The sequence below is a fragment of the Mesorhizobium sp. M2A.F.Ca.ET.067.02.1.1 genome (assembly GCF_004023285.1).
Classification (GTDB): Bacteria; Pseudomonadota; Alphaproteobacteria; order Rhizobiales; family Rhizobiaceae; genus Mesorhizobium.
Genome location: NZ_RZSB01001461.1, coordinates 1 through 413, shown reverse-complemented (window position 1 = coordinate 413; position 413 = coordinate 1). Strand labels below are relative to the sequence as shown.

1 protein-coding gene is annotated in these 413 nt (G+C 55.7%); it reads left to right on the top strand.

Annotated features, from left to right (window positions below):
* Positions 1-22: 22 nt before the first annotated feature.
* Positions 23-413: cyclase family protein (locus EOA28_RS38325; protein WP_245501723.1), on the top strand; the 391-nt coding region annotated here is incomplete at its 3' end.

Below are 413 nucleotides of genomic sequence, written 5' to 3'. Positions count from 1 at the left end.
TTCATACATTTTGCACAACGGCATGACGACCTATCCCGTGCCCTGGTCGCCGGCATTTCAGGTGACGCAATTAAGTAGGCACGAGGTCGAAGGTCGAGAGTCGCGAGAGATCGTCATCGGAACCCATTGCGGTACGCATGTCGATGCGCCGCGACATTTCATTCCGGGCGGAACGACGATCGATCAACTGCCGCTCGAATCGTTCGTCGGTCCGGCAACAGTGGTGGATTTTACGGATGCCAAGCCTTTGCAGGAGATGGGGGTTTCTAACTTCGAAGCACGTCTCAGCGACCAGCATATCGATCGACTGGTCATGAGGTTCGACTGGTCCGATCGCTGGGGAACGTTGAAATATTATTCCGAGCAGCCGTACATCTCGGAAGATGCCGCTCGTTGGCTGGTAAAGCGCGGCG